28 protein-coding genes and 1 pseudogene are annotated in these 25,851 nt (G+C 66.8%); 7 read left to right on the top strand and 22 right to left on the bottom strand.

All coding sequences use genetic code 11. The annotated features are described in order from the left end of the window. Positions 1-68: 68 nt before the first annotated feature. Positions 69-2,591 (bottom strand): GH116 family glycosyl hydrolase, encoded by a 2,523-nt coding sequence (locus ACXMDM_RS08945; protein ID WP_071801450.1) that lies wholly within the window; start codon positions 2,589-2,591, stop codon positions 69-71. A 76-nt stretch (positions 2,592-2,667) separates the two neighbouring features. Then, positions 2,668-2,910, bottom strand: coding sequence for a DUF8678 family protein (locus ACXMDM_RS08940; protein WP_071802259.1), 243 nt, complete (start codon positions 2,908-2,910; stop codon positions 2,668-2,670). 51 nt (positions 2,911-2,961) lie between these two features. Here ACXMDM_RS08940 and cbiE point away from each other — a divergent pair, with 51 nt between their 5' ends. Continuing rightward, positions 2,962-4,260 carry a precorrin-6y C5,15-methyltransferase (decarboxylating) subunit CbiE gene (gene cbiE / locus ACXMDM_RS08935; protein ID WP_186437651.1) on the top strand — a complete coding sequence of 433 codons (1,299 nt, stop codon included), beginning with the start codon at positions 2,962-2,964 and terminating at the stop codon, positions 4,258-4,260. Here cbiE and ACXMDM_RS08930 read toward each other — a convergent pair. The 4 genes from ACXMDM_RS08930 to pheS are packed head-to-tail and all read right to left on the bottom strand — an operon-like array spanning position 4,196 to position 7,445. Beyond that, positions 4,196-4,759, bottom strand: coding sequence for a DUF192 domain-containing protein (locus ACXMDM_RS08930; protein ID WP_311134009.1), 564 nt, complete (start codon positions 4,757-4,759; stop codon positions 4,196-4,198). The genes cbiE and ACXMDM_RS08930 overlap by 65 nt on opposite strands. Continuing rightward, on the bottom strand, positions 4,756-5,421 hold the full coding sequence (locus tag ACXMDM_RS08925; protein ID WP_259722970.1) for a winged helix-turn-helix domain-containing protein: 666 nt from the start codon (positions 5,419-5,421) through the stop codon (positions 4,756-4,758). Before ACXMDM_RS08925 ends, ACXMDM_RS08930 begins: the two co-directional genes overlap by 4 nt. A 10-nt stretch (positions 5,422-5,431) precedes the next feature. Then, positions 5,432-6,385: an NAD(+) kinase gene (locus ACXMDM_RS08920; protein ID WP_259722969.1), complete on the bottom strand. Its 954-nt coding sequence runs from the start codon at positions 6,383-6,385 to the stop codon at positions 5,432-5,434. Positions 6,386-6,437: 52 nt separating this feature from the next. Beyond that, on the bottom strand, positions 6,438-7,445 hold the full coding sequence (pheS, locus tag ACXMDM_RS08915) for a phenylalanine--tRNA ligase subunit alpha (RefSeq protein ID WP_071801446.1): 1,008 nt from the start codon (positions 7,443-7,445) through the stop codon (positions 6,438-6,440). Positions 7,446-7,557: 112 nt separating this feature from the next. Between pheS and surE the strand changes: the two genes are divergently transcribed. Next, entirely contained in the window at positions 7,558-8,388 is an 831-nt protein-coding gene (surE, locus tag ACXMDM_RS08910) for a 5'/3'-nucleotidase SurE (protein WP_259722973.1), read from the top strand. Positions 8,389-8,445: 57 nt separating this feature from the next. Here the strand turns inward: surE and ACXMDM_RS08905 are convergent, their stop codons facing one another. Then, positions 8,446-9,027 carry a DUF3611 family protein gene (locus tag ACXMDM_RS08905; RefSeq protein WP_071801444.1) on the bottom strand — a complete coding sequence of 194 codons (582 nt, stop codon included), beginning with the start codon at positions 9,025-9,027 and terminating at the stop codon, positions 8,446-8,448. A gap of 82 nt (positions 9,028-9,109) precedes the next feature. On the opposite strand from ACXMDM_RS08905, the pseudogene ACXMDM_RS08900 reads away from it, so the two are divergent. Further along, positions 9,110-10,032: pseudogene (locus ACXMDM_RS08900) on the top strand (bifunctional riboflavin kinase/FAD synthetase); the annotation flags it as partial. Between the two features lie 20 nt (positions 10,033-10,052). Here the strand turns inward: ACXMDM_RS08900 and ACXMDM_RS08895 are convergent. Continuing rightward, positions 10,053-10,175 carry a hypothetical protein gene (locus ACXMDM_RS08895; protein WP_255448140.1) on the bottom strand — a complete coding sequence of 41 codons (123 nt, stop codon included), beginning with the start codon at positions 10,173-10,175 and terminating at the stop codon, positions 10,053-10,055. A 111-nt stretch (positions 10,176-10,286) separates the two neighbouring features. On the opposite strand from ACXMDM_RS08895, the gene ACXMDM_RS08890 reads away from it, so the two are divergent. The 3 genes from ACXMDM_RS08890 to ACXMDM_RS08880 all read left to right on the top strand — a co-directional run bounded on the left by ACXMDM_RS08890 (position 10,287) and on the right by ACXMDM_RS08880 (position 12,594). After that, complete coding sequence (locus ACXMDM_RS08890; RefSeq protein WP_071801442.1) at positions 10,287-11,363, top strand: thiamine phosphate synthase; 1,077 nt, start codon at positions 10,287-10,289, stop codon at positions 11,361-11,363. Then, entirely contained in the window at positions 11,360-11,581 is a 222-nt protein-coding gene (gene thiS / locus ACXMDM_RS08885) for a sulfur carrier protein ThiS (RefSeq protein ID WP_071801441.1), read from the top strand. The genes ACXMDM_RS08890 and thiS overlap by 4 nt, the downstream gene beginning before the upstream one ends. 74 nt (positions 11,582-11,655) lie before the next feature. Beyond that, positions 11,656-12,594: a DUF1517 domain-containing protein gene (locus ACXMDM_RS08880; RefSeq protein ID WP_071801440.1), complete on the top strand. Its 939-nt coding sequence runs from the start codon at positions 11,656-11,658 to the stop codon at positions 12,592-12,594. On the opposite strand, the gene larB is transcribed toward ACXMDM_RS08880, so the two are convergent. From larB to era, 6 genes are all read right to left on the bottom strand, one after another. Then, positions 12,563-13,300 carry a nickel pincer cofactor biosynthesis protein LarB gene (gene larB / locus ACXMDM_RS08875; protein ID WP_071801439.1) on the bottom strand — a complete coding sequence of 246 codons (738 nt, stop codon included), beginning with the start codon at positions 13,298-13,300 and terminating at the stop codon, positions 12,563-12,565. The two genes, ACXMDM_RS08880 and larB, sit on opposite strands and share 32 nt — an antisense overlap. Further along, positions 13,297-13,821: a TIGR03792 family protein gene (locus ACXMDM_RS08870; protein WP_259722967.1), complete on the bottom strand. Its 525-nt coding sequence runs from the start codon at positions 13,819-13,821 to the stop codon at positions 13,297-13,299. Before ACXMDM_RS08870 ends, larB begins: the two co-directional genes overlap by 4 nt. After that, positions 13,818-14,297, bottom strand: coding sequence for a 2-C-methyl-D-erythritol 2,4-cyclodiphosphate synthase (gene ispF / locus ACXMDM_RS08865; RefSeq protein ID WP_145537070.1), 480 nt, complete (start codon positions 14,295-14,297; stop codon positions 13,818-13,820). The genes ACXMDM_RS08870 and ispF overlap by 4 nt, the downstream gene beginning before the upstream one ends. A gap of 74 nt (positions 14,298-14,371) precedes the next feature. Further along, positions 14,372-15,067 carry a tRNA (guanosine(37)-N1)-methyltransferase TrmD gene (gene trmD / locus ACXMDM_RS08860; protein WP_071802257.1) on the bottom strand — a complete coding sequence of 232 codons (696 nt, stop codon included), beginning with the start codon at positions 15,065-15,067 and terminating at the stop codon, positions 14,372-14,374. 5 nt (positions 15,068-15,072) lie between these two features. Further along, on the bottom strand, positions 15,073-15,618 hold the full coding sequence (locus ACXMDM_RS08855) for a phycobiliprotein lyase (RefSeq protein ID WP_233830723.1): 546 nt from the start codon (positions 15,616-15,618) through the stop codon (positions 15,073-15,075). Positions 15,619-15,661: 43 nt separating this feature from the next. After that, entirely contained in the window at positions 15,662-16,609 is a 948-nt protein-coding gene (gene era, locus ACXMDM_RS08850; RefSeq protein ID WP_499569444.1) for a GTPase Era, read from the bottom strand. A 31-nt stretch (positions 16,610-16,640) separates the two neighbouring features. Here era and ACXMDM_RS08845 point away from each other — a divergent pair, with 31 nt between their 5' ends. Then, the gene (locus tag ACXMDM_RS08845) at positions 16,641-17,183 is read left to right on the top strand and encodes a sll1618 family protein (protein ID WP_233830718.1); all 543 of its coding nucleotides are present in this window, start codon (positions 16,641-16,643) and stop codon (positions 17,181-17,183) included. A gap of 42 nt (positions 17,184-17,225) precedes the next feature. Here the strand turns inward: ACXMDM_RS08845 and ACXMDM_RS08840 are convergent, their stop codons facing one another. The 8 genes from ACXMDM_RS08840 to ACXMDM_RS08805 all read right to left on the bottom strand — a co-directional run bounded on the left by ACXMDM_RS08840 (position 17,226) and on the right by ACXMDM_RS08805 (position 25,832). Next, positions 17,226-18,230, bottom strand: coding sequence for a GDP-L-fucose synthase family protein (locus ACXMDM_RS08840; RefSeq protein ID WP_071801434.1), 1,005 nt, complete (start codon positions 18,228-18,230; stop codon positions 17,226-17,228). Between the two features lie 19 nt (positions 18,231-18,249). Beyond that, a complete protein-coding gene (gene gmd / locus ACXMDM_RS08835; protein ID WP_259722966.1) occupies positions 18,250-19,365 on the bottom strand; it encodes a GDP-mannose 4,6-dehydratase in 1,116 nt (371 codons plus the stop codon). A gap of 115 nt (positions 19,366-19,480) precedes the next feature. Further along, positions 19,481-20,209, bottom strand: coding sequence for a Bax inhibitor-1/YccA family protein (locus tag ACXMDM_RS08830; RefSeq protein WP_259722965.1), 729 nt, complete (start codon positions 20,207-20,209; stop codon positions 19,481-19,483). A gap of 62 nt (positions 20,210-20,271) precedes the next feature. Then, positions 20,272-21,264, bottom strand: a complete 993-nt coding sequence (locus ACXMDM_RS08825) for a PhoH family protein (RefSeq protein ID WP_259722972.1) — start codon at positions 21,262-21,264, stop codon at positions 20,272-20,274. Between the two features lie 11 nt (positions 21,265-21,275). Continuing rightward, positions 21,276-21,686, bottom strand: a complete 411-nt coding sequence (gene rpsP / locus ACXMDM_RS08820; protein WP_259722964.1) for a 30S ribosomal protein S16 — start codon at positions 21,684-21,686, stop codon at positions 21,276-21,278. Positions 21,687-21,771: 85 nt separating this feature from the next. Beyond that, positions 21,772-22,257 (bottom strand): hypothetical protein, encoded by a 486-nt coding sequence (locus ACXMDM_RS08815; protein WP_499569441.1) that lies wholly within the window; start codon positions 22,255-22,257, stop codon positions 21,772-21,774. 96 nt (positions 22,258-22,353) lie between these two features. After that, the gene (gene ffh, locus ACXMDM_RS08810) at positions 22,354-23,814 is read right to left on the bottom strand and encodes a signal recognition particle protein (protein ID WP_259722962.1); all 1,461 of its coding nucleotides are present in this window, start codon (positions 23,812-23,814) and stop codon (positions 22,354-22,356) included. A 68-nt stretch (positions 23,815-23,882) separates the two neighbouring features. Then, positions 23,883-25,832: an IMS domain-containing protein gene (locus ACXMDM_RS08805; RefSeq protein ID WP_259722961.1), complete on the bottom strand. Its 1,950-nt coding sequence runs from the start codon at positions 25,830-25,832 to the stop codon at positions 23,883-23,885. Positions 25,833-25,851 lie beyond the last annotated feature (19 nt).

The following is a 25,851-nucleotide window of genomic DNA, read 5'->3' as shown; positions in this document are numbered from 1 at the left end:
GCAAGCCACGGGCACCAATCGACCCTGGATTCCAGTGTTCTGGATTGGCATGGTCAGGCTTTCTCTGCTCATGGTTCCCGCGCGGCGCCCGGGATCGGCTGCCAGTCCGTGTGCGTGGCCCAGAGGGCCCAGATCGCCATCGCCCGCAGGTAGTGGCAGGCGCGGAAGGTGCCCGTCGCCGTGATCGCCTCGGGAGTACGGAACTGCAGGCCGCCGCCATACACCTGGTTCACCACCGCGCTGCTGACCGCCAGGGCGGTGTCCGTTTCGCCCATCAGGCGGTAATAGGCGGCAATGCCGAAGTTGATGCCGGTCCACACCTCAAGTGGATGGGTGCCGCCCGGATCCAGCGGCGTGCCGTCGCGGCGCAGGCCGTTGGCCATCCCCAACCGGCCGCCCTCGAAGCGCTCAAAGCAGGCCTCGCGAATGGCGACGAGCGAGGAACGGGAGCGCTCCTCGGCCACCACCGGCGGCAGGCCCAACAGACGGGCGTAAAAATCACCACAGAGCTGGTCGGCCATCACCACCGGCGTGCCGCTCTCGGCATCGATCCGGTAGTACTCCCCGTTCCAGAGCAGGGCATCGAAGTTGGCGCGCGATTGCTCCAGCCAACCGCCGAACTCCCGTTGCACGTCTCCGGTGTCGAGGCCCAGCTCCAGCTGCAGCCGTTGGGCCATCGCCAGGGCCGCCTCCAGCGCCGCGATCCAGAGGGCGCCGCAGTAGGCACTCACCCCCTGCAGTGGCCAGTCGTCGAAGGTCTGGTCCGGGGCGCCGCCGTTGTCGGGAAGGCCGTCGTTGTTGGCATCAAAATGCTTGAGGTAGCGCAGGGCTTCGACGGCAGCGGGCCAGCAATCGGCAAGGAAACGCAGGTCTTCGCCGCCAGGCGCCAGCTTGAAGCTGCGCCACACCTGCAGCACGAAATCGGAGGCCAGGTCTTTCCAGAGGTTGCAGTCCTGGTAGGCGGTGTAGTTGGTGGCATCGAAGGGACGCTCATTCGGGGCGCCGAGGTCGTGGGGGGTGGCACCAGCCAGCTTGCGGGGCGCCTCCACCCGCCCCTTGCCCTGGGTGAAATACCAGCCGATCGGTCGGGGGGTGGCATCGCCGGCCGGGATGGCGCGCGCAAAGCTGCGCAGCACCGCCTTGTCGAGTTCAGGCCAGAGCTGCAGCAGGGCAAAGGAGCCATAGAGGCGCACGTCGAGGCTTTCGTACCAGGCGTAATCGAGGCACTCGAGCACCCCGAAGCGACCCACCGGATCCTCCGGACCAGCGGCGGTCCAGAGGCTGCCGCCGCTGGCGAGGTCGTAGAGCTCGTTGAAGAGGGCCATGCGCAGGGCCTCGGGCAGGTCGCTGCGCTCCAGCACCGGTTGCTGCCAGGCGTCGATCTGCTGGCGCCAGCTGGGCCAGTCGGCTAAGGCCTCGGTGGCGATCGCCACGGCGTTGTCGCCACCGGCGCCGAAGTGGTCGGTGTAGCGGCGCAGGGCCCCCTGGCCGGTGGCGAAGGCCGTGAGCGGCAGGTCCCAGCTGATCACCAGCGGCAATTCGATCTCAGCGCCCGGCTCCAGCCGGAAGCGCAGGGCCAGCGCCGCGCTGGCCTGCTCGCCTGCGGTGCTGCGCCGGTCGTTGTCGCTGGCTGGAATCGAGCCATCGCGGGCGAAGGGCTCCCAGATTTCGGCGCCATCGCCACGGGGATCCCAGCGGCTGCAGCGCAGCACCTCCACCCCCGGCAGGTCGGCGGGCACCGCCAGACACCACTGGCCTTCGCCCTCCGCCAACGGCTGGCTGCGCCGCCCCTCCAGCAGCACACCCTGGAGGGCGCCTGTATCAACGCAACGGTTGCGCTGGCCCTCGCCGCGGCCGATCGCCGGCAGGTAGGTGTGCTCCGGGCTGCCGTCATCGCGGAAGTGGACGGAGGCGGAGGGATCGGTGTTGGTGAACCAGCCCAGCGTGTTGCGCCAGCTCAGCAGCAGCGACAGGTCCAGGGGCGCGTCGGTGGGATTGGCCAACCGCCAACGGAACACCGCCACCGGGTAGCTGCTGCGCTGGTAATCACCCGGCAGGATCGGACTGAACGCCTCACAGCCCACCGACGCTTTGAACACACCGCTGTGCTCGACCCAGCTCAGGGGGTAGCGGGCGGCATAGGTGCCGGTGCTCTGCTCAGGGGTGCTGGCCGGGTACCACTGCCAGGCGCCCAGGGGTGGCTCGCCTGGCTCCTGGCTGGAATCAAGCGGACGGGAATCGTCACGCTGCGGGGCGGTGGCCAGGGCGTGGGCGCGGCTGGTGGTGCCGTCGTTTTCGAACAGGGCGAACTGGCAATCCGGCAGAACTCCGAACCAGTGTTCACCGCCATCGAGATGCCAGAGGTTGACCTGGCCATCGGGGGCACGGCCGAAGCAACCGGCGCCGAAACCACCCAGGGGCATGCCGTGGTTGGGGCCGTCATCCAGGTTGCTGGCGTAACGGACGGTGTAAGGCGCCTCCCAGCCCAGGCCGAACGGCCGCTGCCAACTGGCCGCCGGTGCCTGATAGGGCTGGCTGGAGCCGCGGCCGCGCAACAGTTTCGAGAAGGCGGTAAGACCGAAAGGCGCCATCGAGCCAGGGAAAGTGGAGTCAGCTTGTCAGAACTGATCAGAACAGGTTGGCCCCAAGCGGCTCATTGGTTGCGTCTTACTGGTTGCGGCTCACGTCCTGATCGATCAGGGCATCAAGGGTGATGGCCGAACGCACCAGGGCCTGATAGCGCAGCACCACGCGGCGGTTGCGCTCCAGCCAGAGGCCCGGGTCACCCTCGACGCCACCGCCACCCACCCCGTCGCCGGCCAGGAGCTCCAGCTCCCCCTGACGGCCCACCAGGGCCAGCACCAGTTCATGGATGCGCTGGCGGCGGTCGGGATCGGCCAGGGAGGACATCGGCAGGCGGCAGCAATCTGCCGGGCATCATGGCGAGGGGACCTGGAATCCATGAACAACGACGCCAGGCTTGATGTGATCGGCACCGATGCCGGCGGCCTTGAGTCCCTCTCTGCCCAGGCCCTGGGGCTGGTGCACAGGGCCCAGCTGTTGGCGGCACCCTCCCGCCTACTGAGCGGTCTGGGGAGTTGCCAGGCGGAGCTGCACAGCAGCGACAGGCCCGATCAGCTGATCCCGGTGCTGCGAGCCTCCCTGGCTGCTGGTCGGGCCACTGTGCTGCTGGCCAGCGGCGATCCGCTCTGGTTCGGCATCGGTCGGCTGCTGTTGCAGCAGATCCCATCAGAGCAGCTTCGTTTTCATCCTGCACCTTCCAGCCTGCAGCTGGCGTTCGCGCGAATCGGCAGGCCCTGGCAGGACGCGAGCTGGATCAGCCTGCACGGCCGCGAGCCCGAACCCCTGGCCCGCAGGCTGCAGCAGCGGCCAGCCGCCCTGGCGGTGCTCACCGATCCGGGCCGGGGCGGTGCCGAGGAGGTGCGCCGAATTCTGCGGGCTTCCGGCTTGGAAGCGGCCTATGCCGTCTGGCTTTGCGAACGGCTCGGCCATCCCGACGAGAGGGTCTGGCGCCTGGGGGCGGAGGCGGCCCTTCCCGCCGATCTCGACCCGCTGCATCTGGTGGTCTTGATCGCCGAGACCCCCGCCCCGCCCGATCCGGGCGAGCTGCCGCTGTTCGGCCTCGACGACGGCCTCTGGCTGCAGCACCCCGATCGCCCTGGCCTGATGACCAAACGGGAGGTGCGAGTTCAGCTGTTGGCCGATCTGGAGTTGCCCCCTGACGGCGTGCTCTGGGACCTGGGCGCCGGGGTGGGCTCGATCGGTCTGGAGGCCCTGCGGCTGCGCCCGAACCTGGGGCTCTGGGCGGTGGAGCGGCGCGGCGGGTCCGCCGCCCTGATCACCGCCAATGCCCAGCGACTGGGCGTGCATCCGGCAGGGGTGCTCGAGGGCGAGGCCCTGGAGCTGGTGGGAGCCGGGGCTGATGACACCCCCCCTCCCCTGCCCGACCCCGACCGGGTGTTGATCGGTGGAGGCGGTCGGCAGCGGGCCCCGTTGCTGCAGGCCGTGTTGGAGCGCCTCCGGCCCGCTGGGGTGGTGGTGGTGCCACTGGCGACGGTGGAGGCCCTGGCCGAACTGCGCCCCCTGCTGGAGCGGGCCGGTCTGCAGGTGCAGGTGAGCCAGCACCAGGCCTGGCGCGGGGCATCCCTGGCCGATGGCACCCGCCTGTCGCCGCTCAATCCGGTGCTGGTGCTGAAGGGGCGCCGTTCCAGCGGATCAGCACCGGGCTTCCCGGCCTGAGTCCCAGCCGGGCCGCCTCACCCCCATCAAGTTCGACAACGCCGTCGGCGGGCCCCGGAGAGCGATAGCTGGGGCAGGGCAAGCGCGGGCAGGGAGGTGCCGCCGCCTCGATGGCGATGACCCGGCCGGCCCGCAGGAAGATCAGGTCGAGCGGAACCAGGGTGCGGTGCATCCAGAAGCTCAGCGGCGCCTCGGGCTCGAAGCGAAACCACATGCCCCGCAGCGCGCCAAGGGCCGGGCGTTGCATCAGTCCCCAGGCGAACTGGCGGGGGGTTCGCGGCACCTCCAGCTGGATACAGGGGCCTGGCTCCGCTTCCAAGCACCACTGGGCTTCGATCGGCAGGAACTGGGGGGGTTGCGCCGGGGTCGTCGCTTGCTGCGGGATCGGAGCCAACCTCGACACTGACAGCGCTGACATCCCCAGAACCGACAAGCCCAGTCCAGACGCCGCCAATCCCGTGACTGCCAGGGCGAGACGGGCCGCCAAGGTCATGGTCATGGCGCCGCTGGAGGCTGGCGCTCACAGAGGCAATAGCCCCGCCCGCGCAAGGTGTGGATCAGCCGCCGTTCGCCGCCCTCCTCGAGCTTTTGGCGCAGGTAGCGCACATAGACCTCGACCACGTTGCTGCCGGCGGTCTGCTGGGGGTCCCCCCAGGCTTCGCGCAGCAGCAGGTCCCGGCCGAGCACTTCGCCCTCATGGCGCATCAGCACCATCAGCAATTGGTACTCCCTGGCAGTGAGCGCGATCAGCCGGCCAGCACGGCTCACCTCGCGCCGACCGGTATCAACCCGGAGATCGGCCACCTGGAGTTGGCTGCTGGCCGGCAGGGGGCGATGACTGCGCAGGCGCAGGTGCGAGCTCAGCCGCAGCAGCAGGTCGCTGGATCCAGCCGAGGAGAGCCAGAAGTCGTCGGCGCCGGCGCTGAGGCAGCTGGAGCGGCCCGCGATGCTGTCGGTTTCGATATCAAGCAAGAGGGGTATCCCCGGCAACGCCAGGCGCAGGGCGGGGAGCATCGCGAGCCCTTCGCTGCCACTGAGCAAGGCCAGGACAGGCGGTTCAGGCAGGGCACCCAGTTGGGCGATGCGGTAGCTGGAGGCTTCCAGCCTCGCCGCCCGGGCTTCGGCGGCAGGCCCCACCAGGAGGATCAGGGGGCCACTCATCGGGGGCCGCTCATCGTCGGCCAAGGCGTGGCTCTCCCCGCTGGCTGAGACCGGGATCGGAGCTGCCCGGTTTGGCCACATGGGGCAGACCCCAGCCCAGCTTGTTGCGCAGCACCTGGAAGAACTCATGGTCTTGAAGGCGCACGAAGCGGGCCGGGTGTTCGCTGCGCCGGATCAGCACCCGATCCTCCGGCCAGACGTAGCAGCCCGCGCTGCCATCCACCACCATCATCAGCCGCTCGGGTGTGGCCGGGAACACCGTGACGGGCTCGCGATCACTGAACACCAGGGCACGCGAGGCCAGGGAGTGGGGGGCTATCGGGGTGAGCTGCAGGACCGGGCAGTCGGGAGTGATCACCGGCCCACCGGCACTGAGCGCGTAGGCGGTCGAGCCTGTCGGCGTCGAGAGGATCACCCCATCGGCGGAGATGTCCACCGGCACATGGCCACCGATGGCAATTTCGAAGTGACACATGCTGGTGAGCGGCTCCCGGTGCAGGGCCATCTCGTTGAGGCAGAGCACCTGCCAACGGCGCTGCTCACCGCGCTTCACGCTCACCACCAGCATGGTGCGCTCCTCGACACTCCAGCGGCCCGCCTGCAACTGGGTCAGGGCCTCTTCGAGCTCATGCAGGTAGGTTTCGGCCAGAAAGCCCATGTGGCCGGTGTTGATCGCCAGGATCGGCACACCGATCGGTGCGGTCTGCCGCGCCGCGGAGAGGACGGTGCCGTCTCCACCGAGCACCAGCGCCAGATCCATCTCGCTGTGGAACTCCGGCGGCACGCAGGCTCTGTAGCCAAGGGTCCGGAGATGTTGGTCGGGATTGGCGAAACCAACCACGCCGCCTGAACTGCTCACCCGCAGCACGCTGGTGCCGGCCGCACTGAAATGGGCTTCGATGGCGTTGGCCGTCTGCACGGCCAGGTCCTTGCCATCGTTGACGATCAGTCCGACGCAGGGCACCGATCGCAGGCGAGGAAGTGTCGAGTTTATGGGGCGCCCCGATGCAACGGCTTCAGAACTGCTCGAGGAAGCGGAGATCGCTGCTGTACAGACGCCGGATGTCATCGATGCCGTGGCGGACCATGCAGAAGCGCTCGACACCAAGGCCGGCGGCGAAACCGCTCCAGCGTTCCGGATCCAAGCCCATCCCTTCGAGCACGGCTGGATCGACCATGCCGCAACCCATCACTTCGAGCCAACGGCCGCGCCACTGCACATCCACCTCAGCCGACGGTTCAGTGAAGGGGAAGTAGCTGGCCCTGAAGCGCACCGGCAGATCCCCGAAGAACTGCTGCAAAAAAGTGGTGACGGTGCCGCGCAGATGGCTGAAATCCAGACCTTCATCAATCGCCAACACCTCCACCTGGTGGAACACCGGCGAGTGGGTGGCATCCACCGCATCGCGCCGGAAGACCCTGCCGGGAGCCACGATCCGCACCGGCGGGGGCGTGCTCTCAAGGTGGCGGATCTGAACCGGTGAGGTGTGCGTGCGCAGCAGGGTCGACTCAGACAGATAAAACGTGTCCTGCATGTCCCGGGCCGGGTGATCGGGCGGGATGTTGAGGGCGGTGAAGTTGTAGTGGTCGCTCTCCACCTCCGGTCCCTCGGCGACCCGATAGCCAAGGCCGGAAAAGATGTCGACGATTTCCTCGACCGTGGCGATCAGTGGATGGCGGTGACCAGCCGGCACATACCGGCTCGGTGCCGTGACATCAAGGCGTTCACCCTCCAGCTTCTGCTCCAGCACAGCCCGTTTCAGCCCACCCAACCGCTCTGCGAGCAGCTCCTGGAGTTGTTCCTTCAGCCGGTTGGCGCGTTGACCCACCAGGGGACGTTCCTCGGCTGAAAGCCGCCCCATGGCGCCAAGCACCGCCGAAAGCCGGCCTTTTTTTCCGAGCAGCCCTACCCGCAGGGTCTCGAGATCGGCAGCGCTGCCGGCGGCCTGGATCGCGGCCGCCGCTTCTGCTTCCAGGCTGTCGAGTTGCTCGCTGAGCTGCTGGAGGCTGATCGTGGCGCTCACGGATCGGGGGCAGGATGGGCTGACTGTACGGATTGAGGCGGCTACAGATCGAGGCGGCCATGAATCGAAGCCGTCTAAGTTTCGCTTGGCTACTGCTGCGTGCGCTCTGACGATGCCCTTCCTGCGGATCCTGATCAGCAATGACGATGGGATCTTCGCTGAAGGGATTCAGGCCCTGGCCGCCGAGGCCGCGTCGAGGGGCCACCAGGTCACGGTGGTCTGCCCTGACCAGGAACGTTCCGCCACTGGCCACGGCCTGACCATGCAGGCGCCACTGCGGGCGGAGCGGGCCGATGCCCTGTTTGCGCCTGGGGTGACGGCCTGGGCCTGCAGCGGCACCCCTTCCGATTGCGTCAAGTTGGCGCTTGGCCGGCTGCTGGAGAGACCCCCGGAGCTGGTGCTGTCCGGAATCAACCATGGCCCCAACCTGGGCACCGATGTGTTCTATTCAGGCACCGTTTCGGCGGCGATGGAAGGCACCCTTGAGGGGTTGCGGGCCCTGGCGGTGAGCAGCGCCTGCTTCCAGTGGCGCCATTTCGCGCCGGCCGCCACCCTGACCCTGGATGTGGCCGAGCGCATGGTGGCTGCCGGCTGGCCCGCCGGGCTGCTGCTGAACCTCAACGTGCCGGCCCTCCCGGCCGGCGAGATCGGCCCGTTGCGCTGGTGCCGGCCGGCGGTGCGTCGCTACATCGACCAATTCGACAAACGCCTCGACCCTCGCGGCCGCACCTACTACTGGCTGGCCGGAGAGGTGGTGTTCGATCTGGAGTCGGGCACAGCTGGCCCGGCTGACTGGCCCACCGATGTGGCCCAGATCCATGCCGGTGGTGCCGCCCTCACCCCCCTGCAGCCCGAACTGTTCTGGCGGGGAAGCGTGGCTGAGCTGCCCTCGCTTCCTTCCATGCCCTCTCGGCCGTCCCTGTCACCCAGCGCGGGGGATTAGGGAGCCGAAAAGCGCCAGCATCTGAATAACTGGCTGCGCAACAGTCTGCGCAACAGCTCAGGAGGGCCGGTACACCCTCTGCAGCAGCCAGAGGCTGACGCAGAGACCGATCAGGTGAGCAAAGAGCACCTGGGTGTTGCTCAGCACCGAGAGCATTTCGATCGAGGTGATCGGCAAGCCCATCAAGCTGCCGCGGGTGCCAGGGGGCACAGCCAGCTGGGCCCCGAAGAACCCCGGCACCTGCATCGAGGCCTGCACAAACAGGCTGCCAGCCAGGGCCTGGTAGCCGACAGCCGCCAGGCTGAGCCCGACCAGGTCGATCAGCAAGCTGCGTTTGATCAGGCGGCTGGTTTCGCCGCGGCTGGGCCGCACCGGACTGGCCAGGGCGCGGCCGCAGCGGATCACCTGCCAGGCCTGCCACAACGACCAGAGCAGCAGCAAAAACGACAGGGTGGTGAGAGACAGCCCCGGCCCGAGCCCCAGGGCCCGATTGGAGTTGGCCGCCAGCCGTCCGCTGATGTTGTTGAACAGCAACACCCCGACCACCACCACCCCCAGCGCCAGCTGGGTCCAGAACCGCCCCCAGCCGATGCGGCGCAGGGCCGCCGAGACCCTCTGAAGATCGAGCTGGTCAGCCATCGGGGCAAAACGTGCTGGGGCGGACCCCAAACTTGCCACGGCCCCATGGAAAGATGGATTCCACCAGGGCCCTGACGCACCGTTGATTCCCCTGCGATCCCCCCGGGACGCGCTACGCCCCACGGCCCTGGCGCTCGGCAGTTTTGATGGTCTGCACCAGGGGCACCGCCGCGTGATTGCCGCGATCGCCGCCGACCCTGCGCCTGGCCTGGTGCCCACGGTGGTCAGTTTCTGGCCCCACCCCCGCGAGCTGCTCCACGGCGAGCCCCGGCTAAGGCTTGATTTGCCAACCGAGAAGCTGGCGCTGCTGGGGCCCTGTGGCATCCAGCAACTGGTGCTGGTTCCCTTCACCCACGAGCTGGCTGCACTGACGCCAGAGGCGTTCGTTGAGCAGGTGCTGGTGGGGCAGTTGGAGGCCCACGATGTGGCCGTCGGTGAGAACTTCCGCTTCGGGGTGGGGCGCAGCGGCGGCTGCGCCGATCTGCAGGCCATCGGCCACCGCCATGGGCTGCGGGTGCACGTGTTGCCCATGCTCTGGGATGGCGAGGAGCGGGTCAGCAGCAGCCGCATCCGGCGCGCCCTGGCGGCAGGACAAATCAGCGAAGCCACCCGCTTGCTGGAGCGCCCCTACCGCTTCAGCGGCCCGGTGGTGCGCGGCCGGGGGCTGGGGCGGGGCCTGGGCTGGCCCACCGCCACCTCCAGGTGGACGGTCGCAAATTCCTGCCTGCTGAAGGGGTCTACGCCGCCTGGGCGCGCCTGGTTGGCCGCAGCGGCTTGTCGGACGTGATGGCAGCGGTGATGAATCTCGGCCGCCAACCCACCGTGGACCCGCTGGCCTCTTCGGCCGTGGAGGTGCACCTGCTGGATCGGGAGCTGGATCTCGAAGCCAGGGAGCTGGAGGTGGAGCCAGTGGCCCTGCTGCGCCAGCAACAGCGTTTCGACAATCTCGAGGAGCTCAGTGCCCAGATCAGTGCCGACGCCCAGCAAGCCCGCCAGCTGCTCAGGCTTGAGCCGGCCGGGTAATTTCAGCCGGCTGGGTAAGCGTGGGTGAGGCCCCAGCTGATGAACGCGCCGATGCCTCCGAGCAGCAGAATTCCTGAAATCAGGACCAGCATCGGATTTTCGCTGCTGCCGGCATCGTTGGCCAAGGGCCACCTGATCGAGTGAATCCAACTTAGGAACAGCGCGGCACGATGCTTGGCTCGTGTTAAGCCGCTCACATCTCAGCGCCACCCAATCCCAGCCCTGATGCAGCCCTGATGCCACCCGATCCGACCCCTTCCCCGGAACCGACAGCCAGCGTGCGGCGCTTGATCGACGCCAACCTCGATCGCGCCCGCGAGGGCCTGCGGGTGATCGAAGACTGGTGCCGTTTCGGCCTGGATCGCCAGGATCTGGTGGCGCGCAGCAAGGACATGCGCCAGCGGCTGGGTCGCTGCCACCGCGCCAGCTACAAACGCTCCCGCCACAGCGCCAGCGATGGCGGCGCCGGCCTGGCACACCCCGCCCAGCAGGAGCGCCAGGCCCCAGAGCAGGTGGTGGCCGCCAATGCCGGCCGGGTGCAGGAAGCCCTGCGGGTGCTGGAGGAATTCGGCCGCAGCAGCGACCCCGTGCTGGCCGCCGAGGCCGCCAGCCTGCGCTATGCCCTCTACGACTTGGAGGCGGATCTGCTGGCCAGCGCTGGCAGCGGCGAACAGCGCCGCCGCCAACTCGCAAGCGAGCAGCTGTATCTGATCACCGATCCAGCGGATGCGCCGCTGCGGCAGCTCGAAGCCACGGTGGCCGCAGCCCTGGAGGCGGGGGTCGGTCTGGTGCAGTACCGCGCCAAGCAGGCCGAGGACCAACAGCGCCTGATCGAGGCCCGCGCCCTGCGCCAGCTCTGCGCCCGCCATGGGGCCCTGTTCATCGTCAACGACCGGATCGATCTGGCCCTGGCCGTGGAGGCCGATGGGGTCCACCTCGGCCAGGGGGACCTGCCCCCGGCCATCGCCCGGCGCCTGCTCGGCCGCGACCGCCTGATCGGGCGCAGCACCAACCGCCTGGAGCAGCTCCAGGCCGCCGTGGCCGACGGCTGCGATTACGTCGGGGTGGGGCCGGTGCATGCCACGCCCACCAAGCCGGGACGTGAGCCGGTGGGGTTGGCCTATGTGCGCCAGGCGGCGGCGACCAGTCCGATTCCCTTCTTTCCGATCGGCGGCATCGACGCCAGCAACCTGGGAGCGGTGGTGGCTGCAGGCGCCAGGCAGGTGGCCGTGGTGCGGGCGGTGATGGCGGCAGAGGATCCTGGCGCGGCCTGCCGCCAGCTGCTGGCGACCCTGCAGGCCGCAAGCTCATGAGCACGGAGCCAACGGTGATGGTTCAGCTCAACGGCGAGTTGCGACCCTGCCCTGCCGGTCTCTGCCTCGACGCGGCCCTGCGCTGGTTTGGTTACGAACCACGCCTGGTGGTGGTGGAGTTCAACGGCGAGATCCTGGCGCGCAAGCACTGGCCAAACCAAGCGGTACAGGCTCGTGATGGCCTTGAGGTGGTCACCATCGTTGGAGGGGGTTCCTAGATTCAATGCATGTTTTATGGGCGATTCGTCCGGTCTCTCCCGTGCCCTCTCCCCGTTCTTTCTTTCGTTCTTCGATGCTGCGTCGACTCTCCATCTGGCTGCTGTTGCCCCTGCTGGCGTCTGGTCTGTTTCTATTTGCCTATCCCCAACCCAGTGACGCCGCCCGCGGTGGCCGCATCGGTGGCGGCAGCTTCCGTTCCGCTCCTTCCTTTTCCCGCGGCGGCGCCGGTAATTTTCGCGGTGGCGCTCGGGGTGGCGGTGGATTCGGCGGTGGCGGGATCGGATTCCCGTTCCTTATCCCGATGTTCGGATTCGGCGGCGGCGGCCTGTTCGGCTTCCTGATCCTGATGACGATCGCCGGGGTGTTGGTCAACGCCCTGCGCGGCGGTGGGGCAGGCGGCGGTGGTGGTGCCCTGCCGTCGGCCAATGGGCGCAGCTATGTCACCAAGCCCGATGGCCCGGTGGCGGTGGCCCAGTTGCAGGTTGGCTTGCTGGCCAATGCCCGCGAGTTGCAGCAGGATCTGCGCCGGCTGGCCGAAACGGCCAACACCTCCAACAGCGCCGGCCTGCAGAAGGTGCTGCAGGAAACCTGCCTAGCCCTGATGCGTCAGCCCGAGCTCTGGGTCTATGCCAACTGCGAAGTGGGCCAGGTGCCTTTCGTGAGCGCGGAGTCCACCTTCAACCGCCTCTCGATGACCGAGCGCAGCAAGTTGCGCAGCGAAGTGACCTCGAACGTGGCCGGCCAACGCCTGCAGGATTCCGCTGTAACGGCGGGCAATGCCGATGCCACCAGCGACTTCATCGCCATCACCCTGCTGGTCGCCAGCCGCAGCCGCCTGCCCGTCAAGACCGTCAACAGCGCCGAAAGCCTGCGCGAAGGTCTGCGTCTGATCGGTGCGGTCTCGGCGACCGATCTGCTGGCGCTCGAAGTGATCTGGCAGCCGGAAGGCGAAGGGGAGGTGCTCAGTACCGAAGAACTTCTTACCGCCTATCCGCAGCTGCAGCACCTCTGAGGATGCGGACGGCCGCCATGGCGGCCCCGTAGCCGTTGTCGATGTTCACGACACTCAGACCCGGAGAGCAGCTCGCCAGCATGCCGTTCAGGGCCGCCATGCCGCCGGCGGCCACCCCGTAGCCCACCGAAACCGGCACACCGATCACTGGCTGCGGCAGCAAGCCGGCCAGCACGGTGGGCAGGGCCCCTTCCATGCCGGCGCAGGCGATCAACACCCGGGCCTGCCGCAACTGCTCCAGCTTGCCCAGCAGCCGCTGCAGGCCGGCCACCCCCACATCCACCAGCAGATCGGCGCCAAGCCCTGCCCAGCGCAGAGCCAGGCGCGCTTCGTGGGCCACCACCAGGTCGCTGCTGCCGCCGCAGACGATCGCCACACGAGCAGGCCCAGCTGCGGACTCCAGCTCCGGCAAGGTTCCAAAGCTGAGGCAACGAGCCTCACGGTGGTAAATGGGCATGGCTTGGGCCCGGTGTCGGCGGAACTGCTCCAGCACGGTGCTGGCTTTCTCCGCCGACACCCGGGTGACCAGGGCCACAGCACCGAGTGCGCCGAGGCGCTCGAGGATGGCGCTGATCTGGGCGGGGCTCTTGTCTTCTCCCCAGATTGCTTCGGCCATGCCCAGACGGGCGCTCCGCTCCAGGTCCAGCTCGGCCAGTCCGTCGATCCAGCCATCCTGCGGCGCCGGGGCCGGAGCGTTGCCTGTCATCGCTGGGGATCCAACGGGTCGCCGGTGAGCTCCGGCAGCCATTCCTCGCTGCTGATCAGGGGGAAGGGATTGTTGCTGGAATCAAGCGTCCCTTCTGGCTGAGCGGCCTCGGCCTGTGGCGGCCGGGCGTCTTTGAGACCCAGACAACGGCGGGCGTCGGCTTCAAAGCGGCTCTGCACCACCGCCACATTTTCCGCTGTGATCGCCTGCCAGTCGGCGCGGCGAGCCCAGCCGATCAGCAGCACGCCTTCCTGGCGTTTGGCATCCCAGAACAGCTGCCGGCCCCGGTAACCAGTTTGCTGGCGCAGCCAGGGGTCCCAGCTCAGCGCTTCGGCCTGCAGCCAGCAGCCCCGTTGATCGGCGGGCACTTTCAGGCGCAGCACCTCCACCACTTCACTCGCACCGACCTGCAGCGGCAGGCTGCTGGCCCGGGCAGTCCCCAGAAAGGGCCAAGCCCAGCCCAGAGCCAGCAGACCCACCAGGAACAGCGCCGCGAGGCCGATCACCAGGGCCCTGCTCATGGTTGCTGCAAAAGGGCGACGGCATGGCAAGCGATGCCCTCCTGGCGACCTGTCGGCCCCAGCCCCTCGTTGGTGGTGGCCTTCACCCCCACCTGCTCAGGGGCTACACCCAGACGCGCGGCGATGGCGGCCCGCATCGCTTCGATGTGGGGCTTGAGCTTCGGGCGCTCCGCCACCACCACCGTGTCCACATTGACCACCTGCCAGCCGCGCTGGCGCACCAGGCCGCTCACCTGCTCGAGCAGCAGCAGGCTGTCGGCCCCCTTCCAGCGCGGGTCCTCGGGGGGGAAATGGAGGCCGATGTCGCCGAGGCTGAGGGCACCGAGCAGGGCGTCGATCAGGGCATGCACGAGCACATCAGCATCACTATGGCCATCGAGCCCGAGCGGATGATCCAGGCGCACACCGCCCAGGATCAAGGGCCGACCCGCCACCAGGCGATGGATGTCGTATCCGTTGCCGATGCGCAGCTGCATCCCCCTCAGCCCGTTTGCATCCGTCCAGTCTCCCAGCCCCGCGATCCGGCTGCTGCGCAGGTCAGCTGCCCAGGTCAGGGCGTGCTCTGGGCCTGCCAGCGGGCATAGAGATCGGGCCTGCGCTGACGGGTGCGTTGCTGCTGCTGCTCGGCGCGCCAACGGGCAACGGCGCCGTGGTCGCCGCTGCGCAGCACCTGGGGCACGTCCAGGCCGCGAAAGCTGGCTGGGCGGGTGTAGTGCGGGTGCTCCAGCAACAGGGAGGTGTGGCTTTCCTCGTCCAGGGAAGCAGCGGCACCGAGGGTGCCAGGAAGCAGTCGCACAACGCCATTGATCACAGTCATCGCCGGCAGCTCACCGCCGGTGAGCACGAAATCACCGATCGAAACCTCCTCATCAGCCAGGCCGCGAATGCGCTCGTCGAAGCCCTCGTAGTGGCCGCAGAGCAACACCAGCTGGCCGTAATCGCCGGCCCAACGGCGCAGATCCTGCTGCTGCAACGGCTGGCCCTGCGGGCTCATCAGCAGCACCCGCCGGCGCGGCAGCAGCGGAATCGACTCGAAGGCGGCGAACACCGGTTCGGGCTTGAGCACCATGCCGGCACCACCGCCGTAGGGCTCGTCATCCACCTTGCGGTAGCGATCGGTGGCGAAGTCCCGGGGATTGTGGGTGTGAAGTTCCGCCAGACCAGCGCCAAAGGCCCGGCCAATCACGCCAAGGCCCTGGAGCGGCGCGAAGGCCTCCGGCGCCAGGCTGATCACATCGAGGCGCAAGCCACTCACGCCGCCGACACCCGGCGAATCTCCGAACAGAAGTAGGCAGAAGCGGCACTGTCATCCGCGTTGTGCTCGACTCTGCTGCGCAACCGAAGGTTCGGCTTGGTGAACCAGATCCGCTCCTTCCACTGTCTGCCGCCCCGTTCGCCGCTGAGCTCCAGGCTGCCATCGGTCCAGAGCTGCCAATGGCCGATCAAATGGCCCAGCAGTGGCGTTTGCGGCTGTGTTCCGGCGCTGCCGTCTTCTTCGCTTAGGCGGCCATCGACCTGGAACACGAGCCGCTGGCTTGTTCCGGTGGGAGCGGTCACCAGCAGGCTGCCGAGTGTGGCGGGAGAGCGGGACGGTTCGAAGCTCACCACCACGTCGCCCCTTTCACTGCTGTGCCAGGCGTCATCGTCGCCAGGGCCAGACGTGCTGGAGTCAGGCGGGGCAGTCTCCGGGGTGGGGGAGGTCGAGAACTGACTGCGCAGACCCATCCACTGGCCCGCACAGAGTTCCAGGAAGGCCGGCAACGTGGTGGGTGGAAAACTGGGTGAGGAGCCGGTCACGGCAGAGCCAGGCTGAGAAGCCCCCATCCTGCAGGAGCCAGGCTCAATCGCCGCTGTAACCCAGCTCGGCCAGCCGCGAGGCACTGCGCCGCCAGTTGGGCACCACCTTGACGAACAACTCCAGATAAACCGGCCCGTCGAAGACCTTCTCCATCTGATGGCGGGCGCCCGTGCCGATCTCCTTGAGCATCGACCCGCCCTTGCCGATCAGGATGCCTTTCTGGCTGGATCGCTCCACCAGCACCGTGGCCAGCACGGCGGTGCGCTTGCCATCTTCAACGATCCGCTCCACCTGCACAGCCACCGAATGGGGCACCTCCTCGCGCGTGTGGGTGAGCACCTGCTCGCGAATCAGCTCGGCGAGCAGCAGCTGCTCGGGCTGATCGCTGACTGTGTCGCTGGGATAGAGGTAGGGGCCGAGGGGCAGCTGGGCGGCCAGGGCGTCAACCAGCTCCAGGCAGCCCGCCCCGGTGCTTGCACTGCAATCGATCTGGGCCGCGTTGAGTCCATGCTCCTCGAGCAGATCGGCATAGCTGTTCTGCAGGGAAACGGCGGCGGCGGGATCAACGAGATCCTGCTTGTTGCGCGCCACCAACACCGGAGCCCGGCCATGCTGGAGGAGTTGGACGATGAAGGCGTCGCCGCGCCCGGCCGGCTCACTGCCATCCACAAGCAACAGCACCAAGTCGACTTCACCGATGGCACCGCGGGCACTTTTGACCAGCCGCTCGCCCAATAAGTGGTGAGGTTTGTGGATGCCAGGGGTGTCCAGCAGCACCAGCTGGGCGGCGGGGGTGGTGAGAATCGCCCGCAGCCGGTTGCGGGTGGTCTGGGGCACCGGGGAGGTGATCGCCACCTTCTCGCCCACCAACTGGTTGAGCAGGGTCGACTTGCCCACATTCGGCCGACCGATCAGGGCGACGAAGCCAGAGCGGAAGCCATCGGGAGCGCTATCGATCATGCCGGGCCCCGGCGGCATTGGGTTTTGCATACGCTCAACAGTGACAGCCTGACCCGTCACCATGTCGATGTCATCGCCCCAGAGTGCCTCCACCGCCAAGGTACCTGACTTTGCCGAAGCAATGGAGATCGCCAACCATTGGCTGGGGCTCTGGGAGAACGGTGAACTGAGCGATGAGGTGATCGCCGATCGGGTCGGGGAGTTGGTGGCCAGCCGAGACGGCGCCCGCGGCTTCTTCGTGGTCTCGCTGGCCGGAGACAGCGCCCTGATGGACCGGCTGCCGGAGGCCCTGGTGCTGCAACTGCGCATCGCTGGCGAAGCGGTGGTGGATCTCACAGCACGCAACCTGGCCATGAGCACGGCCATGGCGCAGCACCACGGCCGCAGCGGCGACAGTGAGCAACAGGACAAATCGCTGCGCGTCCAACGCCGTTGTCGGGATCTGTTGCGTGGGCTGGAACCGGGGGCTGTCAAGCAGAGGCTGGAAACGTTGCTGGCAGCCACCGGCGGCCAGGGGGAAGACGTGGGGTTCTTGAAGCGATGGGGCTACGACGAAGAACAGAAACAATCCATCGCGGTCGCCGTCCATTCCGTTGCCACCTGATCGCTGAGATGAGGCCCTCGATCGATGGCCAGGAAGCCAAGTTCAGCGGCGAACGGATGGCCCGTCGGTGGCAACCCTGAGGGCATAGGCCTGGGCGGTCTGGCGCAGGCCTTCGGCCAGGGGAATGCGGGCCTTCCAGCCGAGGGCCGCCAGCTTGCTGACGTCGAGTTGTTTTTTCGGGGTGCCATCGGGCTTGCTCGTGTCCCAGAGGATCTCGCCCTCGTAGCCCACGGCTTCGGCCACCAGGCCGGCAAGCTCCCGGATCGGCAGATCCAGGCCGGTGCCCACGTTGAGGAACTGCAGCGGATCGGGATCGGCCGCGGTGATCGCCGGCTGCCAGCGCTCCAGGCAGAACAGCGCCGCATCGGCCAGATCATCCACGTGCAGAAACTCCCGCAGCGGGTTGCCGCTGCCCCAGCAGGTGACACGCGCCGCAGCGGCTTGCCTGGCCTCGTGGAAGCGGCGAATCAGGGCCGGCAGCACATGGCTGTTGGTGGGGTGGTAGTTATCGCCAGGGCCATAGAGATTGGTGGGCATCAGGCTGATCGCATCAAAGCCGTGCTGCTGGCGCAGGGCCCGGCAGAGTTCGATGCCGGCGATCTTGGCGATCGCATACCAGGCGTTGGTGGGCTCCAATGGCCCGGTGAGCAGCGATTCCTCGGTGATCGGCTGGGGGGCGAATTTCGGGTAGATGCAGCTGCTGCCGAGAAACAACAGCCGGCGCGCCCCATGGCGCCAGGCGTTCTCGATCACATGGTTCTGGATCTTCAGATTCTCGAGCAGGAAGTCGGCGGGGTAGGTGCTGTTGGCCAGAATCCCGCCCACCTTCGCCGCCGCCAGCACCACCACATCGGGGCGATTCGCGGCAAACCAGGCCTGCACCGCCACCGGATCGAGCAGGTCAAGCTCGTCGCGCCCGGCCGTCAAGACATGGCCGTACTCCCTGGCAGCAAGGGCCCGGCAGATGGCACTCCCCGCCATGCCCCGATGACCGGCCACAAAGATGCGGTCGTCCTGTTGGATCAAGGTCGTAGGGGTCAGGCTCATGGTTGGCTCCCGACGCCTCTCAAGACCGCAACAAAGCCGGTGGATTCTCCATCGAACCCACCACCGTGAAACCTTCACGGCGGAGCGTGGCTTCCTTGGCGGCATCCTGCCGATCGGCTTCAACCATCTCCGCCACCAGCTCCTCCAGGGTGGTGGTGGGCGTCCAACCCAGCTTTTCGCGGGCCTTAGTGGGATCGCCCAGCAGAGTTTCCACCTCCGCTGGACGGAAATAGCGCGGGTCGATGCGCACCACCTGGGCACCGCTATCGGCGCGGTGCCCGGTTTCGCCCAGGCCCTCACCCCGCCAGTCGATGCCACCCCAGCCCAGCTCCAGGGCACAGAGCTCAATGAAACGGCGCACGCTCTCCTGGCGGCCGGTGGCGATCACGTAATCCTCCGGGGTGTCCTGCTGCAGCATCCGCCACTGCATCTCCACGTAATCGCGGGCGTGGCCCCAGTCGCGCAGGGAGTCGAGGTTGCCCATGAACAGGCATTGATCGAGGCCGGCAGCGATCCGCGCCAGGCCACGGCTGATCTTGCGGGTCACGAAGGTTTCGCCACGCCGCGGGCTTTCGTGGTTGAACAGGATGCCGTTGCAGGCATACATGCCGTAGGCCTCGCGGTAATTCACCGTGATCCAGTAGGCATAGAGCTTGGCCACGCCGTAGGGGCTACGGGGATAGAAGGGGGTGGTCTCCTTCTGGGGGGTCTCCTGCACCAGGCCATAGAGCTCGCTGGTGCTGGCCTGATAAATCCGTGTTTTCGACGTGAGGCCAAGAATGCGCACCGCCTCAAGAATGCGCAGGGTGCCGAGGGCATCGCCGTTGGCGGTGTATTCCGGGCTCTCGAAGCTCACCGCCACATGACTCTGGGCGCCGAGGTTGTAGATCTCATCGGGCTGCACCTGCTGCACGATCCGGATCAGATTGGTGGAATCGGTGAGATCGCCGTAATGGAGCACCAGGCGGGGATCACCCTCATGCGGATCCTGGTAGAGGTGATCGATGCGGCTGGTGTTGAAGCTGCTGGCCCGCCGCTTGATGCCATGCACCTGATAGCCCTTGTCAAGTAGCAACTCGGCGAGGTAACTGCCGTCCTGGCCTGTGATGCCGGTGATCAGGGCGGTTTTGCTCATGGCCTGCAGCTCTGGCTGGAGAAAGGGTAAGGGGAGTGGGAGGGAAGCCGATTCATTCAAAACATCAAAAAGCCAGAACCGAAGCCCTGGCTACACGTGAATTAAAATGCCGATTTCAGTTGCGGCGACCGCCACCGTTCAGCGCAATGATCAGACGCAAGATGAAGATGAACAGGTTGATATAGGTGAGATACATACCAAGCGCACCGGCCAGGTATTGGTCGTCGTTGTAGGTGCGCGGCATCGTGTAGAAGTCCACGAACGCGGCCCCCACAAACAGGACAGTGCCGAAGCCGGCAATCAGCAGCTCAAAACTGTTGCCGCCAAAACCCGGAATGAAGATTCCACCCACGATCTGAACCACCATGGCGATCAGCAGGCCAACAATGCCCAGCCCCACCACGCCACTGAGGGCCTGGCCGAGGCTGTCGCTCATGTTGCGGCCCACGATCGAGGCAATCACAAAGGTGATGCCGGTGGCCAGGGCTGCCGTGCCGATCGCACCGATGCCGGCCGTGCCGATCGCCATCGCCACGATGCCGCTGAGCGTGAAGCCGGTGATCAGGCTGTAGGCCGCCAGGATCGGCAGAGCCGTGCCGTTGTTGCCTTTCATCGCCGCGTTCTGCGCCACGAAGAAGAGAACGAAGTTGCCGATCAGGGCCACCCAGAACAGGGGCATGAAGATCGGGTTGCTGATCAGCGACAGACCACCAATCACACCAGCGGCGGTGAGCACCATGCCGCCGCCCACGTAGGGCAGGGCCTTGTTGACCACGTTGGGCCCAACAAGGGCACCCTGCTGGGCCTCGCGGATCGCTTCCTGGAAATTACTGCTGGCCGGCATGGCTCTTGATTCGAACCCCTCCATCCTGCCAGTGCTGGCGGGCCCAGGGAGTGTGGATCTCCCTATCTGGGGCCCTCGCCCCGGCGTTCGGCATCCAGCCGGGCATAGGCCAGAACAACACGTTGCACCAGCGGATGGCGCACCACATCGGCACTGGTCAGGGTGCAGATCGCCACCCCCTCCACGCCGTCGAGCACCCGAGCCGCTTCGCTGAGGCCACTCACCTGGTGGGCCGGCAGATCCACCTGGCTGGGATCACCCGTGACCACCATCCGGGAGTTCTCCCCCAGGCGGGTGAGCACCATGCGCATCTGGGCAGCCGTGGTGTTCTGGGCCTCATCAACGATCACAAACGCATCGGCCAGGGTGCGTCCACGCATGTAGGCCAATGGAGCCACCTCGATCACGCCACGCTCCAGCAAGGCCGTGGTGCGATCGGCCCCCAGCAAGCTGTGCAGGGCGTCGTACAGCGGCCGAAGGTAGGGATCGACTTTCTGTTGCAGGTCGCCGGGAAGGAAGCCCAGCCGTTCGCCCGCCTCCACCGCCGGACGAGTGAGGATCAAGCGCTCAACCTGCCGTTCATTCAGCATCCGCACCGCCTGAACGGTGGCCAGCAGGGTCTTACCGGTGCCGGCCGGGCCCAGGGCCAGGGTGAGGTCGTGCTGCTCGATTGCCTCCACATAGGTGCGCTGGCCCACCGTGCGGGGGCGCAACAACTTGCCACTGAGGCTGCGGGCCAGCACCCGATTGCTGAGGGCGCGGTACTCCGTGCCGGTGCCTGAATCCAGGGCCGCCTGGGCCGTCTGCAAATCCATCGCACCCACAGACTGGCCCTCGAGCCAGAGCGGACGCAGCAGCTCAACCAAGGCCGAGGCCCGCTCGAGCTGCTCGGCCTTGCCTTGAATCACCAGTTGCAGTCCCCGCAACACCAGGGTGGCGCTGCTGAGCGCCTCAAGGCGGTGCAAGGTCACCTCGGCCTCCCCGGCCAGGGCAAGTGCCGCAGCCTGATCGGGGAGATCGATCACAAACGAATGGACGCCTTCTGCCCCGGCCATGGGGCGGGCGCTCAAGCTTCGGCGACGGCAGGTTCGGGTTCAGGCTCAGCTGCCTTGGCTTCAGCGGCAGCAGCTTGTTGAGCAGCAGCCTTGGCATCCGCAGCTTCCTTGGCCGCCGCTTTGATCACGGCCTCGCGAGCGGCAGCCTGCTTGGCCTTGCCGACGGTTTCGCCAGGACGGATCGTGTGCTCGATCAAGCCACCTTTCTCCAGCAAGGAGCGCACGGTGTCGGTGGGTTGGGCGCCCTGGCTCAGACGCACCCGGATCGCTTCGGTGTTCAACCGGGTTTCCTTGGTGCGGGGGTTGTAGAAGCCCAGCTCTTCGAGCGGACGGCCATCCCGGCGGGAGGTGCTGTTGGTGACGACCAAGCGGAAACTTGCTTCCCGCTTTTTGCCGAACCGCTTCAGGCGGAGCTTGATCATTGAGACGGAGTCAGTTGGCTTCCAAACCGAGATCCTACCAAGACACCTCCTGATGCTGGAGCCAGCCAGGGCTTGACAGAGCTGGTCAGGGCTTGGCTCTCGCTTCAAACCGCAGATAGTTCGATGCCGGCAGGGGTTGACCTGTAGGGCTCTGCCCCGCCGGATCCGAACCAGGAACCGCAAAGGCAACCGGTGAAACAAAACGTGTTCCTGTCTCGCTCAGGCGAACCAATCCTCGAAGAAGGTCTAAACAGACCGTTCTGACCTGCTCAGCGGGTAATCCGGTTTTTTTGGAGATTCTTAAAACATAGTGATTGAGGTTGACTGATTTGGGCTGGGCAACCAGTTCGATCGGTCCGCTGAAAGTAGCGAGAAAGGCTGGCTGGAACTCAACAGAACCCTTGAACTGGTCGATGGGAATGATGGCTTCGTAGGGAAACCCATCGGGGGACGTCATAAAAACCTGCATTGCGGGCAAGTTCTGAATCCAGCCGTCGCCAGACGTGAACAGGGCAACCTGAAGTTGGTCTTGGTCGTAGAACAGCTTCAAGGATTGGGCTTGAGGAGCCATGGACAAGCGAGTGATGGAAATATACCTATTATTTGTACTGCAAACCGCTGGGGTTGAACGCTTGTATGCGCAGAGGCACACTCCCTCAGACCGGCCCTAAAGCGAGCCGAATCCCTTGCGCTTCTTGGCCGGTTTGGCCGGGCGGTGGGGCTTGCGGGAACTGCCGCCGCGCCCGGGCCCGGCTCCCGGCATTCCCTGCTGGCCAGGCAGCCCAGGGAAACCACCGCCCATCCCCGGCATCCCACCCATCCCGGGCAGGCCGCCCTGAGTCATCTGCTGCATCATCCCGCGCATTTTCTGGAAATCGGCAAGCACTTTGTCCACATCCGCCGGGGTATGGCCACTGCCGGCGGCAATGCGCCGGCGCCTCGAGGGTTGGGCGGCGAGGAGCTGGGGTTGCTTGCGCTCGGCCTCGGTCATCGAGCCGATCATGGCTTCGATGCGTTTGAGCTGGCTTTCGCCCTGCTTGAGCATGCCGTCGTCGATCTTGTTCATGCCGGGGATCAACTTCATCAGGCCACCCAGGGAGCCCATTCGTTTGATCATCCGCATCTGCTGAACGAAATCGGAGAAGTCGAAGGTGGCTTCCTGCAGCTTCTGCTGCATCGTCTCCATATCCGCCAGTTCCACCTCCTTACTCGCCTTCTCCACCAGGGTGAGCACATCCCCCATGCCGAGAATCCGGCTGGCCATGCGCTCCGGGTGGAAGGGCTGCAGCGCCTCCACCTTCTCGCCGGTGCCGATGAATTTGATCGGTGCACCGCTCACCTGGCGGATCGAGAGGGCGGCACCGCCACGGCTGTCGCCGTCGAGCTTGGTGAGCACCGCGCCGGTGAGCCCCACCTGGTCGTGGAAGGCGCGGGTGAGTTCGGCCGCCTCCTGGCCGATCATCGAATCCACCACCAGCAGCACCTCATCGGGCTGGGCGGCAGCGCGGATCCGCACCATCTCCTCCATCATCCCGGTGTCGATCTGCAGGCGGCCGGCCGTGTCCACCAGCACCACGTCGAAGCCTTCGGCGCGGCCCTTGGCCACACCGGCTGCGGCGATCTCCTCGGGTTTCGCCGCCGTTCCGAGGCTGAATACCTCCACGTCGATCTGCTCACCGAGGGTGCGCAGCTGATCGATAGCCGCTGGCCGGTACACGTCGGCGGCCACCATCAGGGCACGGCGACCCTGTTCCTTGAGGTGCAGACCGAGCTTGGCGGTGGCGGTGGTCTTGCCCGCCCCCTGCAGGCCGGCCATCAGGATCACCGTGGGGGCCGCTTCGGCCTTGGCCAAAGGCGCGTTAGCCCCTCCCATCACCTCCACCAGAGCCTGGTGCACCAGCTGGATGAACTGCTGATCGGGACTCACCCCGCGCACCACCTCGGCGCCCACCGCCCGCTGGCGCACGTCTTCGATGAAGACCTTGATCACCTCCAGGCTCACATCGGCTTCGAGCAGGGCGCGCCGCACCTGCTTGAGCGCCCCCTCCACGTTGCTTTCGGTGATCTTGTCCTGGCCCCTCAGGCTTTTGACCGCGTCTTCAAAACGCTGGGAGAGCTCATCGAACATGGAAAGGCCCGGGCTGGGAGAACGCGCTATCGCGCTGTGATCCTAAAAACCGACCGGCACCGGACGGATCAGCTGCGCTGCCGCCAGCCGGCCAGCCTCCAGGTATCGCCGTCGCGGCCGAACACGTAGGTGTTGCGCAGCGTGATCGCAGGGGTGCGCTGCTGCACGGCGCCAGCGAGGTTGGTGGTCTGATCGCTGTAACCGAGCTGGGCGTTGATTTCGATCCGCCGTGGGCTGCGGCTGACCACAGTGAGCTGCTCCACTTCAGCCTTCACCTGCTTGCGTTCACCCCGGGCCACGTGGCTGCGCCTTTCAGCCTGGAGGGAGGCGACCAGGGCCGGCCGTGCCAGCTCGCCCGGCGGGCGGCCGGGGGTCTTGCCATCGAGCACCTCCGCCTTTGTCTTGAGCCAGGCCTCCAGCAAGCCCTGAATCTCGGCGTCGCTGGGGGCCTGGGCCTTGAGCGGCAGGCTGAGCGCAGCCACCGCCGGGGGCGGCGTTGGCTTGCTGGGATCTGGCTTGCCGGGATCGGGTTTGGCTGGATCGGGTTTGACCGCTGAGGAGCCGGCCTGCGACGGCGAAGGAGCAGTTGGGCTCGGATTAAGGGGGCGAAAGGCGATCCAGGACCCAGCCGCGACGGCAACCGTTGCCAGGCCGAGCCCAGCGGGCCATAGCCAGGGCAGCCCCCGACCCTGGCGCCGCGGGGAGGGCTGGGCAGGCAGCTCAGCGCTGCCGAAGGGCTCAACAGGTTGAACTGACGTCAGGCTTTCGCCGTTGCCTGACTCGCCGAGAGCTGGCCAGTCCGCAGCGCTCACGCCTTGACCAAGAGCCGTTGGCACCCAGGCAGCCGGTGCCAGATCCTTTTTCTCGACGTAGGCCTGGACGTCACGATCGGCGAAATAGGCCTCGAGATCGGCATCGGTTTCGATATCGCGGTAGCCCGGCAACACGTCTCTGGAGAGCCAGTCGCGGCAATAGGCACAGAGCTGGGCGAGGGGGTCATCACCCTGGGCTTCGGCCCAACGGCGTAGATCTTCGCCGGCGCTGGCTTCAAAGTGGCTGTGGGCTGTATCAACCTGGCCGAGCAGCAGGTGCTGGCAGGCGAGGAAGGGCCCGACGCCGGGCTGGCCGCTGGCCGCCAACCGCTCCAGGCCCGCGGCTATCCGCTCGGGCTTGCGCTGGGAGAAACCGGAGGCGGTGAGGGCGTAGCTGGTCAGGAACTCGGCGGTGGGCGATCCTTCACCGGCCCAGCGGCCGAAGAGATCCACCTGCTCTTGAACGGTGAGGAACTGGCGGATCTGCTTGAAGAAGGACTGAAAGTCCTGGCGCGGCAATTCAGGGTCGCTGTCGCCTTCGAGACCTCCCCGTTTCTTGACCAGCACCTCAAGCAAGCGCAGTCCTTCCTGACGCTCATGGCTGGCGGCCAGGTCGCGGCTGAGCAAATCCAGCACCCGGAACGGCAGCAGGGCGTGGAGGTCGCTGTCGAGCTGGCGTCGCTGCTCCGGTGCCTGGCCCATGCGTTGTAAGAGCTGCAGCCCTTGCTGCAGGAGAGAAGCCGCCGCCTCGAAGTGCCGCTGATCGCGCAGATCGGACGAGGCCTGGCGGCAGGACAGACCGACCAACAAGGTGAGATCGGTTTCGCGGGAGCTGCCCAAGGCCGGCGTCTGGGGAGGCTGCAGGCTGCGTCGTGCTGCTTCGAAGCTGTCCAACGGCTGACCGGCCTCCAGCAGCAGCAGCAGTCCGCCCAACTCCTTGCTGCTAGGCACGTCAAGTCCGGGAGCGCCATCTCCGCCGCTGCCCTCGAAGGCAATCAGATCGGCTTCATAGGCACTGCGCCGATCTTCGTCGCTGAGCAGGTCGGCGCTGGAGCGGAGCAAGGCGGCCCTGCTCTGCAGCGCTTCGTGGCTGAATCCCTGCTTGGGTGGGTGATCCAGACGGTGCTGCAAGGTGCGCAGCACCGTCTGGCAGTCGGAGGCAGGACTCACCCCCAGCAAGCGGTAGTGATCGATCGGAAGTTCCAATCGCAGCGGCTCCCAGACC

Source organism: Synechococcus sp. CS-603, from assembly GCF_977929215.1.
This window is presented reverse-complemented; position numbering and strand designations above follow the sequence as displayed.